Source organism: Pontibacter burrus, from assembly GCF_010686685.1.
In the GTDB taxonomy this organism is placed as follows: Bacteria; Bacteroidota; Bacteroidia; order Cytophagales; family Hymenobacteraceae; genus Pontibacter; species Pontibacter burrus.
In genome coordinates, this window is record NZ_JAAGWD010000001.1 from 591381 (window position 1) to 606642 (window position 15262).

General features: G+C 45.4%; 14 protein-coding genes and 2 tRNA genes. 4 read left to right on the top strand and 12 right to left on the bottom strand.

Annotated features, from left to right (window positions below):
- The first annotated feature begins 2 nt into the window (after nucleotides 1-2).
- The 3 genes from GXP69_RS02695 to GXP69_RS02705 all read left to right on the top strand — a co-directional run bounded on the left by GXP69_RS02695 (nucleotide 3) and on the right by GXP69_RS02705 (nucleotide 919).
- Nucleotides 3-491, top strand: coding sequence for a GyrI-like domain-containing protein (locus GXP69_RS02695; protein ID WP_163912055.1), 489 nt, complete (start codon nucleotides 3-5; stop codon nucleotides 489-491).
- Between the two features lie 191 nt (nucleotides 492-682).
- Nucleotides 683-755, top strand: a tRNA-Gly gene (locus tag GXP69_RS02700).
- An 80-nt stretch (nucleotides 756-835) separates the two neighbouring features.
- A tRNA-Leu gene (locus tag GXP69_RS02705) sits at nucleotides 836-919 on the top strand.
- A 57-nt stretch (nucleotides 920-976) separates the two neighbouring features.
- Here GXP69_RS02705 and GXP69_RS02710 read toward each other — a convergent pair.
- Nucleotides 977-2110, bottom strand: coding sequence for an acyltransferase family protein (locus tag GXP69_RS02710; RefSeq protein ID WP_163912057.1), 1134 nt, complete (start codon nucleotides 2108-2110; stop codon nucleotides 977-979).
- A 431-nt stretch (nucleotides 2111-2541) separates the two neighbouring features.
- Between GXP69_RS02710 and GXP69_RS02715 the strand changes: the two genes are divergently transcribed.
- The gene (locus GXP69_RS02715) at nucleotides 2542-3201 is read left to right on the top strand and encodes a hypothetical protein (RefSeq protein ID WP_163912060.1); all 660 of its coding nucleotides are present in this window, start codon (nucleotides 2542-2544) and stop codon (nucleotides 3199-3201) included.
- Between the two features lie 10 nt (nucleotides 3202-3211).
- Here GXP69_RS02715 and rodA read toward each other — a convergent pair whose 3' ends face one another.
- The 11 genes from rodA to GXP69_RS02770 all read right to left on the bottom strand — a co-directional run bounded on the left by rodA (nucleotide 3212) and on the right by GXP69_RS02770 (nucleotide 15258).
- The gene (gene rodA, locus GXP69_RS02720) at nucleotides 3212-4534 is read right to left on the bottom strand and encodes a rod shape-determining protein RodA (protein WP_163912063.1); all 1323 of its coding nucleotides are present in this window, start codon (nucleotides 4532-4534) and stop codon (nucleotides 3212-3214) included.
- Nucleotides 4535-4538: 4 nt separating this feature from the next.
- On the bottom strand, nucleotides 4539-6368 hold the full coding sequence (mrdA, locus tag GXP69_RS02725; RefSeq protein WP_163912066.1) for a penicillin-binding protein 2: 1830 nt from the start codon (nucleotides 6366-6368) through the stop codon (nucleotides 4539-4541).
- 3 nt (nucleotides 6369-6371) lie between these two features.
- Nucleotides 6372-6890: a hypothetical protein gene (locus GXP69_RS02730; RefSeq protein ID WP_163912069.1), complete on the bottom strand. Its 519-nt coding sequence runs from the start codon at nucleotides 6888-6890 to the stop codon at nucleotides 6372-6374.
- Nucleotides 6883-7746 carry a rod shape-determining protein MreC gene (gene mreC, locus GXP69_RS02735; RefSeq protein WP_163912072.1) on the bottom strand — a complete coding sequence of 288 codons (864 nt, stop codon included), beginning with the start codon at nucleotides 7744-7746 and terminating at the stop codon, nucleotides 6883-6885. Before mreC ends, GXP69_RS02730 begins: the two co-directional genes overlap by 8 nt.
- Nucleotides 7747-7755: 9 nt before the next feature.
- On the bottom strand, nucleotides 7756-8781 hold the full coding sequence (locus GXP69_RS02740; protein WP_163912075.1) for a rod shape-determining protein: 1026 nt from the start codon (nucleotides 8779-8781) through the stop codon (nucleotides 7756-7758).
- A gap of 1193 nt (nucleotides 8782-9974) precedes the next feature.
- Nucleotides 9975-11498 (bottom strand): bifunctional phosphoribosylaminoimidazolecarboxamide formyltransferase/IMP cyclohydrolase, encoded by a 1524-nt coding sequence (purH, locus tag GXP69_RS02745; protein ID WP_163912078.1) that lies wholly within the window; start codon nucleotides 11496-11498, stop codon nucleotides 9975-9977.
- Between the two features lie 30 nt (nucleotides 11499-11528).
- Nucleotides 11529-12116: a phosphoribosylglycinamide formyltransferase gene (purN, locus tag GXP69_RS02750; protein WP_163912081.1), complete on the bottom strand. Its 588-nt coding sequence runs from the start codon at nucleotides 12114-12116 to the stop codon at nucleotides 11529-11531.
- 141 nt (nucleotides 12117-12257) lie between these two features.
- Nucleotides 12258-12803: a dihydrofolate reductase family protein gene (locus GXP69_RS02755; protein WP_163912084.1), complete on the bottom strand. Its 546-nt coding sequence runs from the start codon at nucleotides 12801-12803 to the stop codon at nucleotides 12258-12260.
- A gap of 113 nt (nucleotides 12804-12916) precedes the next feature.
- The gene (locus GXP69_RS02760) at nucleotides 12917-13882 is read right to left on the bottom strand and encodes a hypothetical protein (protein WP_163912086.1); all 966 of its coding nucleotides are present in this window, start codon (nucleotides 13880-13882) and stop codon (nucleotides 12917-12919) included.
- Between the two features lie 59 nt (nucleotides 13883-13941).
- The gene (locus tag GXP69_RS02765) at nucleotides 13942-14568 is read right to left on the bottom strand and encodes a hypothetical protein (RefSeq protein WP_163912089.1); all 627 of its coding nucleotides are present in this window, start codon (nucleotides 14566-14568) and stop codon (nucleotides 13942-13944) included.
- Nucleotides 14569-14670: 102 nt separating this feature from the next.
- On the bottom strand, nucleotides 14671-15258 hold the full coding sequence (locus GXP69_RS02770) for a hypothetical protein (protein WP_163912093.1): 588 nt from the start codon (nucleotides 15256-15258) through the stop codon (nucleotides 14671-14673).
- Between the last annotated feature and the right edge of the window lie 4 nt (nucleotides 15259-15262).

Sequence of the window (15262 nt, forward strand, 5' to 3'; positions counted from 1 at the left end):
TCATGTGGGAACCAACTATAAGAACTATAGGAGCCAAAAAGCTGGCCGGCCTTCGCGCCGAAACCACACTGGCTACCGATAACCCGGCTGCACTCTGGCAGGAGTTTATGCCGCGGCGCAAAGAGCTGACAACTATAGTTGGAAATGAGCTATACGCTGTGCAGGTGTATGATGCCGGTTTCGTGAAAGGTAAGTTTACGGCTGATAGTATATTCCAGAAATGGGCAGCGGTAGAAGTTTCAGGCAGTGGTGAATTACCCGACGGAATGGAGCAGCTTATAGTTCCGGCTGGGGATTATGCTGTGTTCATCCATAAAGGACCGGCCAGCGACTTTGTAAAAACAGCGAACTATATTTACCGCCAATGGCTACCCAATAGCAATTACCTGCTTGATGACAGGCCACACCTGCAGGTGATGTGCGAAAAATACCTCGGGCATACTAACCCGGATTCTGAAGAAGAAGTGTGGGTTCCTGTAAAATTGAGGTAGTTTCTGGCCTGAAGGAGCTGCCAAACTATAGGCGAATAAAAAAATATAAAATTTTCTGCCTGAAAATCAGTTGAAAACGCTTTAGCAGAAGATTTTTTTTGTGCATGCTATTGACAATCGAGATTTTGTCTATATCTTTGTATCACTAAATCGCTGGGACGGAAACGAAAGGCGAAAAAGTAAAGACTTAAGCGGGAGTAGCTCAGTTGGTAGAGCGCGACCTTGCCAAGGTCGAGGTCGCGAGTTCGAACCTCGTCTCCCGCTCAAAAAGGAAGATAAAGACGTTGTGTTAAACAACGTCTTTGTTTTTTAAAGTCACCCTTCGGATGTCGTTCCGAATGGCTGCCGGGATGGTGGAATTGGTAGACACGCAAGACTTAAAATCTTGTGGCCGCAAGGCCGTGCGGGTTCGATTCCCGCTCCTGGTACTAGAGAAAAAGCCCTTGAAACTTATAGTTTCAAGGGCTTTTTTGTTGCTGAATATCTCACCTGACTTTTGCCTCGGCCAAAGGTACCCTGCTTGCTCTGATCCGTGAAATGAGCAGGCGTCCCAGGGCAAGCCCATACCTTTCTATTGTTTTCTCTGAGATAACAGCCACAACCAAAGTGGCCAGTATAGTAGTGAGGTAACATACCAGCAGTATCAGATGCGGGTTTAAGAAAGGAGCAAGCGTTTTGGCAAGTTCTTTAGAAAAATACCAGGCAAATACAAAATGAAACAAGTACATAGCGTAGGATAGCTGCCCGACCCGCTTTATTAATTGAACATTCAGAAACGCAAACTGCTTAACTACCTGTAATAGCACTATAAAAATCAGGCCGGCCACAAAAGGATTGATCGCAATGTTATCTTTGAACAGGAGTATACTCATGGCAAGTACAATTAAATAGCAGCTGGCAGGTCCTAAAAACGATACGGCAGGCAGAGTTACATTTTTATACTTTTGGGTAAAGCAATAATATGAAATGCCGAGCAGGAATACCGGCAACTGGTTAAATAGGTTAAAGTATAGGAAGGCATTCTCATTTAGCGTATAGTTGCTGGAGTACAGCAGCAGTTGTGTAATAAGCAAGCTGGCTACCAGCCCCAGCAACGGAAAGAGCAGAATGCCCATCCGGTTGCGAAGTTGCTGTTTGTAAAAGTAAAAGATAAACGGGAATAGGGCATAAAAGGCCATTTCAGTACCTATAGACCAGCCCCCCGGCACCACATTATTGTTGGCAGGCATATAAAAGCCATGAACAAAGAAAACGTTTGCCAGGATATTCTGCAGGTTAAAATATGAGGTATCAGCATCTATAGCAGTATGGTAGAGGCCATATAACCCAATGCCCAGATAATAAAGCGGAGCAATCCTGAAAAAGCGCCTGATGTAGAAGAACAGCAGTTGATTATTCTCCTCCCCTCGTCTTGATGCAGATAGGCACAATGTATAAGCCGAAAGTATAAAGAACAGCTGCACACCTAGTTTCCCTAAATCTGCCAGGCGGCTGCTGAGTTGTGGCAGGTTTTCTACTGACTGTGATGTATGCACCAGCATCACCATTAGAATAGCGACTCCTCGTAAAGTGTCGATGTACTGGATTTTTTTAGTTTCCTGTTTCTGAAGTGTTTTCATGGCACAGATTATTATTTACAGCTGCACACATCAACTCATCGATGCCAAGTCTTCACAGACTACTTCACTTCATGTTGCAGCTTCAGGTTAGTATGTATTTTGTCAAAGTATATATATTCATATTAAACAATTGACTTATACAATTATATCTATAAAAGGTTATATTTTAAATTGAATTTTCTCACATACCATGGCAGTGCAGTGGAATTGTAATCAGTTAACTATTAGCTGTTTATTGGCTGTCTCCATATTTGCTGTTTTATAAGATAGTAACTGCTTCTGTACTATAAAATATTTTTAAAGCAACTAATTTAACTATAGTCGTAGAATCTAGAAGCTTGTCTGATGCCCTCTTGTGGCTGCCCGCTAATGCTTTGGCGAGTTTAATAAAGCAGAGTGCTTACCTATGTTCCTCCTTATAGTTTTTGTTTATGATATCCAGATATTTACTGCTGTTACTGCTGCTTACTGTCGGCTTCAGGGTTGCCGCGCAAAATATTTCCCTGTCACAGCAATCAGTTACTTTTGGAGCAGGAATCTCGATGGCGCCTGAAGAACTAGCTGGCATTAAAAGCATGGATGGTAAAGGCTATGTAGAGCACGGACCTGTAGTGATGTTAAGTTATCTGGCAATGCTCCACAAATATGTCGGAATAGGTGCAACACTAGCTCACAGCCGCAATAACCTGAATGCCGATGCAGTGGCTGACTCTTTTATTTCGGCTACAACTGTGCAAACAGAAACCTACACACTTACTTACTTGATGGGCGATGTATATGGTACACTTCCTGTAAATAAATGGCTGTTTTACGCCAGAGGTAGCCTGGGAAGTATTCTGCCCGATCTGTGGACAATGGAGATCAGCAACGATGTTGGTAAAGGCACTGTACAGAGCGGGCAAAAGTTTGTTCCAGCCTACGCAGGTGCATTAGGCTTAAACTATAAATTGGGGAAAGTAAGTATCGGACTGGAGTCGTGTTTGCTTGCGTCCAGGCCTGAATTTGACCTGGAAATGAATCAGGTTATTACCTACCGCAAACAGTGGCTTTCGGCATTTAACCACACGATCCGTACAGGTTTCAGCTTCTGACTATAGTTTGTTACCTCGAAAGATCCTGTGCCCGGTTTGCATCTATAGCTAGGAGAATGTAGAGCAAAACAGTAAACGACCATAGCGACGAACCTCCGTAACTGAAGAACGGCAACGGAATACCCACAACCGGTGCCAGGCCTATCGTCATTCCAATGTTTACCAGGAAGTGGAAGAAGATAATTGAAGCCACACAGTAGCCGTAAGTACGTGCAAAAACAGACTTCTGGCGCTCTGCAATGTTTACAATACGGGTTAGCAGCAACAGAAAAAGCACAATTAAAATGGTACTGCCTACCCAGCCATGTTCTTCGCCAATGGTACAGAAAATAAAGTCAGTGCTTTGCTCTGGCACGAAATCGAACTTGGTTTGCGTACCCTCTAGAAATCCTTTGCCTAACAAACCTCCCGAACCAATTGCTATTTTAGACTGTGTTACGTTCCAGCCATAGCCCAGCGGGTCGGCTTCAGGGCTGATAAGTGCCTTGATACGGTTCTGCTGGTGCGGCTGCAGTACGTCATTAATAAAGTAATCCACGCTAAAGATCATACCTATGATCAACACAAACAGCGCGATCATGGATTTAATACGGCGCATCAGGCGGTAATCCATCCAGAGCGCGCCACCCATCAGCACAGCTATGCCCAGTATAAGGTATAGTTTAGGAACAAGCAGGGTAAGGATAAAAATAGCAGCCGCTGACGCCCCTATGATGAGAATAAGCGGCGACATACCCTCGCGGAAATAAGCAAGGATAAACGCTCCAAATACAAGCGCAGAGCCCGTCTCGTTCTGGAGAACTATAATGATAGGAGGCAGCAGGGTAATGAGTGCCAGAACCATCTGGTCTTTCATGTTCTGCTGGCGCAGGTTTACATTGCTCAGGAATTTAGAGGCTGCCAGTGCCGTGGCAAACTTAGCCAACTCTGCTGGCTGCAGGCGTACACCACCCCCCAATTCAAGCCACGATCGTGAACCAGCTACAGGATTTGCAACAGCCAGGGTAAAAAGGAGCAATAGTATAATAGTGCCATAGATCGGATAAGCCAGATGTTCATAGATTTTATAGTCTACGGCCAGCATCATGGTTATCAGTATAACAGATGTGCCTATCCAAAGTAACTGCTTACCGGAGTTAATATCGAAGCTGAAAATGTTTACCACGTTATCCGGGCTGTACACTACAGCATAAATGTTCATCCAGCCCAGGCCCACCAGCAGGAAGTAAAGCAGCACCGTTACCCAATCCAGATTGCCCAGGATGTTACGCGAGGTGCGCCTGCTGCTACGGGTAGCAATTTTATACTTGGGTATAGTTTGTTCTACTGGCATTCGCTTACTTCGATCTTAAGTTCAGGTATTCGCGGCTAAGTACCCATTTCTCCTGATCTTTCATAGTTACTGTGTCAGTCAGGTATTTTTCCATCATCAGGCCCGCAATCGGAGCTGCCGCCTGGCCGCCCCACTTCCCATGCTCCACGTAAACAGCAATAGCAATTTTAGGGTTCTCTTTAGGAGCAAAAGCTACAAACACGGCATGGTCTGCGCCTTGCGGGTTTTGGGCTGTACCGGTTTTACCACAAACGGATATGCCTAATTTAGTCAGATTAGCTCTACGGCCCGTACCAGCCCGTACAGCTTCTTCCATACCTGCTATAATCGGCTCATAATGTTCGGGGCTTACAGATGTGTAATGCTTTTCCTGATACTCTTTTAGCGGCATATTTTTATTGCCAACAGCCTTAACAAGGTGGGGTGTTACATAATAACCACGGTTTGCTATAATAGCCATCAGGTTTGCCATCTGCAACGGGGTTACGCCCAGCTCACCCTGGCCTATACTCAGAGAGTAAATGGTCGAATACTTCCAGCGGTTTTTGCCATACACGCGGTCGTAAAGTTCTGGCGAGGCAATAATGCCCTTTTTCTCACCTGGCAGGTCTATACCCAATTGCTTGCCAAACCCGAATGTAAGCGCATGGTCGCGCCATTCTTTCAGACCTATTGAAGTATCGGTAAAGGTGTTTTTAGACTTATTGCGGTTGATAAGTAACTTATATGCCTGGTAAAACCACGGGTTACAGGAGTGCTGTACCGCCCCTTGCAGATCGAGTGGCGACGGATGCGCGTGGCAGTTTACAAGAGACCTGTTACAGGCAAACCGTGTGTTGGCAGTAATAACCCCTTCTTCGAGCGCGATAAGCCCCTGTACCACTTTAAAAATAGAGCCAGGCGGGTTTTGATCGGCCATGATAGGGCGATTGAACATTGTTTTGTCCGGGTCCTGCAGCAGTTGCATGTAATTTTTGCCATAGTCCTTGCCCGTAAACAGGTTCGGGTCATAGAAGGGAGCAGAAACATATGCCAGAATCTCACCGGTTTCAGGCTCTATGGCTACAATACTGCCTTTTGCGCCATTCATTAAATACTCGCCGTATGCCTGCAGGTCCAGGTCTATAGTGCTGTACAGGTTTTGCCCGGCAACCGAAAGCGTATCGTAAGCACCGTCTTTAAATGGTCCTTTTTCAATGCCGCGCACGTTCACCATAATATGCTTCACGCCGCGTTGCCCCATCAGGTAATTTTCGTATTCCAATTCCAGCCCGCTTTTACCAATATAGTCACCGGGGCGGTAACCTTGGTAAGTCGTATCTTCTAATTGTCTCGGGCTGATCTCGGCAATATAGCCCAGAGCATGCGACAGACTGGAGTGAGAATAGCCACGCGCCGTACGGGCATTGATGTAGAAGCCCGGAAAGTCGATCAGGTAATCCTGGAAATGGGCAAAATCTTCGGTGGTAAGCCTCTGGTAAAAGATAGAGGGTTTTACATAAGAGTAGGCTCTTGCTTTTTTAAGGCGCGCACGCACGTCCTCCAGCGGCAGGTTCAGGATGCTGCTTAAACGAAGCGTATCCAGTTGCTTTGTCTCCTTAGGTACCACCATCAGGTCGTACACCGGAGTGTTTTCTACCAGCAGCTTGCCGTTCCGGTCATAAATAAGACCACGGAACGGGTACTGAATTACAGTTTTAATAGCGTTTGTTTCAGCGGCCTGTTTGTAGCTGCTGTCTATTACCTGTATATAGAACAGGCGTAGGGCAAACACTACGCCTACCATTATAAAAATGGCCTGTATTACGTATTTTCTGTTTTCTAAGTAATTCATGTACTATCTCTTCGCTCTTTTTACAGAGAAGAAAAGTAATTGAAGTATCACGACAACCACCCCGGTAAAAAGTGTGCTGAATAAGACCTTGATCAATGTAAACCAATCAAAACTGATGATCTCGAGTGAGAAAACAGCAGCGTGATGAACGGCAATAAGTATAGATGCATAGGCCAGAAACCAGCGCCACCCCATTACATGCAGGTTAGCAGAATCATTGGTATCGTAACCATCGCGGGGCGTGAGAAGGTTCAATATGTGCGGGCGTAAAAATGCTAATAGTACGCTCGCAGCAGCATGTATTCCCATGGTATCATAAAACACATCTACCGTGAAACCTGCCAGAAAGCCAAGAAACAACAGGAGTACCTTGTTTATATGGATAGGTAAAAACAGCAGGAAGGCTATATAAATAAAGCAAAAGCCTGTGCTGAACAGTACCAGGTTGTCCAGGAGGAGGATCTGCAGTGCCACAAACAGGATGAACTGCACGATATGTCGTATGCCAAAGGTGCTATTCATTTGGAAGTATGCCTGCGTTTAGCTCCAGGCTATCGCGTTCTGCTTTTTGTTTGTTCTCTACCACGTATACATAAGTCAGCTGTGCAAAATCAACAGCCAGCTTTACTTTTACAGTATAAAAACTCTTGTCGGCTTCCCGGACAATTGAACTGATGGTACCAACTACAATTCCTTCCGGGAAAACGGTATTATAACCGCTGGTTACCACGGTGTCGCCTTTGCTCATCTGCACATGCAACGGTATATAGTCCAGAATGGCAGTGCGGTAATCGCCACCCAGCCACTTAATGGTACCCATCGTGTTGTTCTTTTTAATTTTGGCCGAGATCAGCATCTGCGAATGCAGCAACGATGTAACCGTAGAATACTTAGCCGAAACCGTTTTAACCCGACCAACTACTCCGTTTGGCGCAATAACACCCATCCCCGGCTCTACACCGTCTTCTGTGCCAATAGAGAGCGTGAGATAGTTGTTGTTGCGGCGTACCGAGTTGTTGATCACACGGCCTGCATGCAGACTGAACGGATGTACAGTTGCCGAGTCTGTTGCTACCAGCAGCGTAGTATCCATCTGACTGATGCTGTCTGTCAAATTAGCCTGCCTGTACTTTAACACTTCTTCGCGCAGCAAGGCATTTTCCTGTGCCAGTGTGCTGTTTACAGTTGCCAGGTTAAAATAGTCGGTAACGCCGCTCTGGAACTCGAGCACACGGCCTACATACCTGTTGGCAGAGTTAAAGAAGGCTGCTCCCTGATACGTGTTGTATTGCACGATCAGGTAAATGCACAGCGCTTCCAGCAGTACAAAAACCAGGAACGCACGGAACCGGTAAATAAACGCAAAAAGATTCCGCATGCAGCTTTGTTACGTCAGCAGGACGTTTTTGAAGCCTTCGATGTTTTTAATGGCAGCTCCTGTACCACGTACAACCGCTCTTAACGGATCTTCAGCAATGTGTATAGGCAGCTTGGTTTTAGCAGCAAGTCGCTTATCGAAACCACGTAACAGCGCGCCACCACCTGTCAGGTGAATACCGTTATCGTAAATGTCAGCTGATAGTTCCGGCGGAGCGATCTCCAGTGCCTTCAGTACTGCTTCTTCTATCTTGGAAACTGATTTATCCAGTGCAATGGCAATCTCCTGGTATGTTACCTTAATAACTTTAGGGATACCAGTCATCAGGTCGCGGCCACGAATCTCATAATCAGCAGGCGGATTCTCCAGTTCTGTCAGAGCGGCACCTACTTCAATCTTGATCTTCTCAGCCGAACGCTCACCTATCAGCAGGTTGTGCTGGCGGCGCATGTAATCCAGAATGTCTTTGGTAAACACATCACCAGCCACGCGGATGGACTGATCGCAAACTATACCAGACAGGGCCACTACAGCAATTTCTGTGGTACCACCTCCGATATCCACGATCATAGAACCGATCGGTTGCTCCACGTCAATGCCAATACCGATGGCAGCAGCCATTGGCTCCTGTATCATCCAAACTTCTTTAGCACCTGCGTGCTGCGCCGAGTCGCGTACGGCACGTTTCTCCACTTCAGTAATACCCGACGGAATACAAATTACCATGCGGTGCGAAGGTTGGAACAAACGACGGCCCGTATCGATCATGCGGATCATGCCACGAATCATTTCTTCGGCAGCGTGGAAGTCGGCAATAACACCGTCTTTCAGCGGACGAATAGTCTTGATGTTTTCGTGGGTTTTTTCGTGCATTTGCATCGCTTGCCGGCCGATTGCCAGCACTTTACCAGTTGTCCTGTCCACTGCAATAATGGAAGGCTCATCTACCACAATCTTGTCGTTATGGATGATTAGGGTATTGGCTGTACCCAGGTCAATGGCTATATCGCTGGAGAAAAAATTAAAAAGTCCCATTCTGTATATGTGCGGGCGTGCGGTTGCCCTTGTTATATTTCAAATATACTATAATTATTGGGTTAAAACCCGGCGCAAAATTAGTGATTTTAAACAGAATTTATAATGTGCGGTTGCAGTACTGCTTGCTTTTTACAATTTAATTTAAAAGATGAGGCTCTGATGCTGTGTTTCAGAAGCATAACGGCAAGTTTAGGGGTAAATTGAAATTGTAAATAGAATTTTATTTTTAGTTTGATTTATAGTTTAAACTTGTCATTTCGAGCTTTAGTGAGAAATTTATCGCAGCCTATAGTTTCTTCTTTGTCATCCTGAGCATTCTTGAGACGAGAGTCAAAAAGAGTCAGCGTAGCTGTGAAGGATCTTATATTTTCTATAGCTAACTATAGTTGCTACTTGCCACTTGCCACAAGCCGTTTCTTTCATAGTTACCCTTATCCTGGGAGCTTTACTCACCTATCGTTCCAATCAGGCATTGGTGCGCTCACGGCCGCGAGGCCCCGTCTTCGGGCATCGCGCTGCTGCCTTCTTGCTATCCTCGCTGCGTCGGATTGGCTGCGCCACCGCAACAAGTCAAAGGCGCTCAACCCAAAGACTGAGATCCTTCGATAGCTATAGTTTGTTTATAGCTTGATGAGCTATAGTTCTGTGGCTTTCTCGTGATTATAGTTCCGAGGGGCAGGCTGCGCCTGCCTGCTCGTGGTCTGTAACTATAGCACGATTGTATAAACTATAGCTGGCGGAAATTCCCCTCTTGGGAGGGGTAGGGGTGGGTTAATTACCAACTATAGAACTTTTGTCTAAACTATAGCGAAGGCAGAAAAGTCCCCCTTTGAAGGGGGTAGGGGGATGACTAACAGGAACTATAGAACTATAGTTGTCAACTATAACAAAAGCCCAAATCCTGAACATCCATTCATCCTGTAAATCCTGATTCAGATAACCTTTCAGGCCAGTTGAGTTACAAATTCAACCCCATCGTTAGGTACGGGTTGCTGCAAACTTACGCTAGCAAAATATTTACTGCTGCAACTATAAAACTATCGCTATAAACTCCCTCTCCTGTTCTTAGGAGAGGGTTGGGTGAGGTAATCTCCCTTAATCTGCAGTTCAGATGATTACTCACCAGGCCAACAAAAAATCCCCGGTCAGATTATAACCAGGGATTTGCTATTCTTAAACTATAATTCTGATTAATGCTTGAAATGGCGAACGCCGGTCATAACCATGGCCATGTTGTGGGCATCGCAGTAATCGATAGAATCCTGGTCTTTGATGGAACCACCTGGCTGTACGACCGCTTTAATTCCTGCTTTATCAGCAATCTCCACACAGTCCGGGAACGGGAAGAAGGCATCGGAGGCCATAACTGTTTTACTCACATCAAAGCCAAAGCTTTTTGCTTTCTCAATAGCCTGGCGCAGTGCATCAACACGTGACGTCTGGCCTACACCGCTTGAGAACATCATTTTGTCTGTGGCTAAAACTATAGTGTTAGACTTGGTATGCTTGCAAACTTTAGCTGCAAATACCAGTGCTTTTTTCTCCTCGGCAGTAGGCTCGCGTTTGGTGGCAGTTTTAAAGTCTGCTTCCGTTTCTGTTGCTAAGTCTTTGTCCTGCTCAATTACGCCATTCAGCAAAGTCTTGAATAGTTTCTTTGGCAGCTCTACATTGTTCTGCTTCAGTAAGATGCGGTTTTTCTTGGTCTTCAGCAGTTCCAGGGCATCATCATCAAACGCAGGAGCGATCAACACTTCAAAGAACAGCTTATTCAGCTCTTCAGCCGCAGCTAAATCTATCGTTCTGTTCGCGATGATAACGCCACCAAAAGCAGATACCGGGTCAGAGGACAGAGCGGCCAGATATGCGTCTTTTATAGTTTCGCCGGTGGCGCAACCGCAGGCGTTCGTATGCTTCAGGATAGCTACAACCGGCTCTTCGAACTCAGCAGCCAGGGCAACAGCGGCGTCAACGTCTACCAGATTGTTGTAAGAAAGCTGCTTGCCATTCAGTTGCTCAAAAAGCTCGTCCAGCTTGCCATAGAAGGTACCTTTCTGGTGTGGGTTTTCGCCATAGCGCAATGGCGTTGCCTCACGTACACTTTGCTTGAAAGGCTGCTCTTCGTTGCCTGCATTCAGGTAGTTGAAGATATGCGTATCATAATGCGACGACACATCAAATGCCTTGGCTGCAAAGCGCTTGCGGTCTTCCAGGTTGGTTGCCCCGTTCCTCTTCTGCAGTAAGGTAACTACTTCATCATACTGCTCACGCGACGACACAATCAGCACATCTTTAAAGTTCTTGGCAGCGGCACGGATAAGCGAAATACCACCAATGTCTATCTTTTCAATAATTTCAGCTTCGGAAGCACCGGATGCTACGGTTTCCTCGAAAGGGTAAAGGTCAACTATAACCAGGTCGATTGGCGGAATCTCGTATTGAGCTCTTTCAGCAAGATCGCCTTCATTATCGCGGCGATGCAGGATGCCACCAAACACTTTTGGGTGAAGCGTTTTTACACGACCACCGAAGATAGATGGATAATCTGTCAGGTCTTCTACGGCTATTACTTCAGCGCCTTGCTCTTCCAGGAAAGCCTGCGTGCCGCCTGTAGAATATATAGTTACGTTGTGCTGCTTCAGGAGCTCTACAAGTGGCTCCAGGCGGTCTTTGTAGTAAACCGAAATAAGCGCTGATTTAATTTGAACTGGTTGCATGGGTATGGGTTGATTTTTGATTTCTATAGTTTATTTTTTCTCTAACAGCAGTTTTTCTACTATCTCTGGTAGGTATTTGTGCTCTAATTGTAGTACGCGGGCCGCTAATTCTTCCGGGGTATCTTCAGGGTGCACCGGGCAAAACTCCTGCAGTATAAACTCACCTTTGTCGTACTCTTCGTTTACGCGGTGTATCGTTATACCCGACTGCGCCTCCCCGGCCTGCAGTACAGCAGTGTGTACGTTAATACCGTGCATGCCTTTGCCACCATATTTGGGTAGCAGTGCAGGGTGAATGTTAATGATCTTATCCGGGAAAGCGTGCAGCAGGTTTTGAGGCACCAGCCACAGAAAGCCGGCCAAAACTATAAGATCCGGGTTAAAGGACTTTACCTGCTCCAGTACCTTATCAGAGTTATAAAACTCATCTCTGGAAAACAAAAGAGCCGGGACGTGGAAGGTCTCGGCTCTTTTTAGGGCATACGCTTTCGGGTTGTTAGAGAACAGAGCGGCCACACGTATGGCGGGGTGGTGCTCAAAGTGCTCGAGCAGGCGCTGCGCATTGCTCCCCGAGCCGGAAGCGAATATGACTATATTTTTTTTAGTTGTGGGTTCCAAAAGTGTAAGCTTGCTTTAAAGCTGCAAATATAGCGGGTTTGGCTATAGTTGCCAGTAGGTAGCAGTATAAATGTGCTTTTCCGCTTATCCGGAGTTTATCAGGCTACAAGAACTATAGTTATACAGTTCAATACTTATTTGCTATAGTTTGTGCTCATAAATAAGCTGAACAACTCCAGACCTGAATCTTTTTACTTCTGTCAGGTTAAGGTTTATCCTTTCTTTCAGATTCTGAAACAGGGGCTTGCCTTCTCCCAGCACTGTCGGGTGAACGGAAATCCTGTAGATGTCAATCAACCCATGATGGATGAAAGATGTGATCAGTTTTGACCCACCATATAACCAGATATCCTTACCCGTTTGTTGCTTAATTTCATCAACCTTCTCGGGTATGTTAGACGTGATATAAGTTACATTGCTGTCTTGCTGTGCCTTGCCAGAGAAAACAACTTTCTTTTTAGCGTGCACAGTTGCCCAAAGCGCTTTCTCTGCTTCGTCTGCATTTGTATCCGGCTCATAGTTTCCCCATGCGTCATAGCTGACCCTGCCATAGAATATGGTATCGATACCTGAAAGAAACCCTTCAAAGTCCATGTCCTCGTCCATAATGCACCAGTCAATCTCTCCGTTGGGGCCTTCAATGTACCCGTCCAGGGTTACGGCCAAATCTAAGATTACCTTTCTCATACTGCTTTAAGTACTGATCTGAATTTGTAGTTGCTATTGCTGTGATAGTTCACTTTAATCGGAGTTCTCACCCAGAAGTCCTTCCATAAGTCCGGGCCCTGACATGCGCCCTGTTATTCTCTCAAGATGCCAAACTTCCCGTTTTTAAAATCGACCGCTACCACGTTTTCCAGAAACAAGGCATTGCCAGTAAGGCCTATCATCTTTTCTTCTTTGAAAAACCTTCTGAAATTGGGCATCAGGTAAACCATTGGCTGCTCTGAAACTATAGCTGAACCTACTTTTATGGGTTGCTTTGTTTTTCTTCCTATAGCAGGGTAATTCTCGCCCCAGGAGGATACAGCTAAGGTATCGGTGATGGCGGCATCGGTTAATTTTCTGAAATGTTTTTTACCAGTAACCAAAGGGAATATACTTGACCCTGTGTCGAACATTGCCCAATGGGTTTTGTTGCCAATGGTAAGTGGAATTTTCACCCTGCCTTTCTCCATCCTGCATTGCAAAAAATCAAACCGTTTTTCTGTTTCCGAGTCAAGGGAATCGATAACAATCAGCTTTTGATTCGGATAATCTATGATGAGTACCTTGTTTCTGAAAAATGAGGCGCCTAACGTACCGATGTGCTTCTCAGTGGGCGAGTTAACAGAGTCCGCTGTCAGAGGCTTACCAAAACCTTCAAAGTACATCAATTCCTTAAGCTTAAAGGGCGTATTATCCAGATGAATTGTAATGTCTTTAAAGCTGCCGTACTGCACATTCTGAATCCTGTGTGGTTTATGGAGTGTGTCTAACTTGCTAGAAAGCTCCGGGTAAGCAAGCAGATACGGAGCAATAGAGTTACCATAGACCATTGAACTGGTCGCACCTAAATCGAATTGCACTGTAAAACGATGCGGCAGAGAACCGATTTGAAAGGGCACTTGCATGAAGGCTTTGTCAAAGTATCTCTTACCTAAACTTGCACCTTCCCACTGAAACGCAATCCACTCTTTTGAGGGCAGCAGGTTTGGCTTTCCCGGCACCTGCCCCAAAACAGAAAGCGGTAAAAGGACCAGCAGTGCCAGAAGAGTTCGTTTCATAGCTGAGGAAGTCAATTTTTTAGTTTTCTTGGTCAGGCCGGCGTAATAGCATCGTTAAACTACTTTTTGACAGACTTCAGGTAATCTTTAAATCCGGTGTGGTAGTCGTTGATGGTCTGGGTTTTGATTTTTGCCCACGTCTCTTTTGGCTTGCTTAGTGCTGCGTCCTTTTCGTTTATAAAAGCTCCCATTCCGTGCAGGTTCAGCCACCTTGGGTCGTAGTTCTCTTCATTTTCCTTTACAAAGCTTACTACTTTCTCTACCGTTGATTCGAGAAATACAAGATCGGTGAAGGCAAACTTGTTTATATCGGGGCCATATGTGTTGTTCAGAATGATTACTCCTTGCGTAGCTGTTTTGTCTGCACAACGGTTGGCATCATATCGTGCTCTTAGCTGCGCAACATAAAACCAAAATGCAGCCTGCTCCTTCTTGTCCTGCAAAAACAACTCCCTTGATAGGGCATATAAAACAGGCGGGTTATAGTCATTCGGGCTTAATAGGATGCTGTCGATGAGTTGTTGCTTCGCGCTTGCGTCACTTCCGTGCAAAATTTCAACTGCCCTGTTGTGTTTGGCAACTTCTATCTCTTTATAGACTCCTTTGGGCTCTACTTGCTTTGTCTGGCTGAAAGATGCAGTTACCGAGGTAAACAGGATGGCGAAAAGAATAAGTGCTTTCTTCAATTTTCTGGTTTATAAGTTTGTTAGTCTATAGTTGTTATTGTGTCTGAAGTACTTACTTGACTGATGGATGAGCATCAAGGTGCAATGTTGGAACACGTGTTTTTACTTTCCCATGTTCATTTTCCGTCGTTCTTCTTCCGCTTTGTCCCATAATTCTTGGTTGTCCGATTCTGCCATTGCTTTTTTAACTGCTTTAACATAGTCCGGATGATTTCTGTACTTAAATTCTAACCAAGTCTCTTCCGGAAGCAGTAACATAATCAGCCCAATTCCACCGTAAACCGCAATGCGCTTGAATATTTTTGTGTAGTAGTCTGACTTAGACCTGGTATATTTCACTGCCCCAACTAGTAAAGCAATCACGAGTCCAGACAGTCCAACGCCTAAATTTATAGTTGCACCAGGCCATGCCTGAAACTTGAAAAGTATTCCAATCAGCGTTATTGAGAGAGCAAGCCCAGTCAGAACAGCTCCTACAATTCTCATGGTGCTAATGCCATTATAGGAGTCTTTCTTAAAGATATGTCTTAGGCGTAGGCGGTTAAAGAGTGCAAAACTTAAGTACATGTAAAGTACCGAAATTGCTGATATAGATAATACTGTCAGTAGGTTACCAAATGGCGCCAGTAGCGAGTTGAGCATGAGAGCTATCAGGGCAATGGCTCCAAGTACTATCTCTGCGTTCTTCATTGTA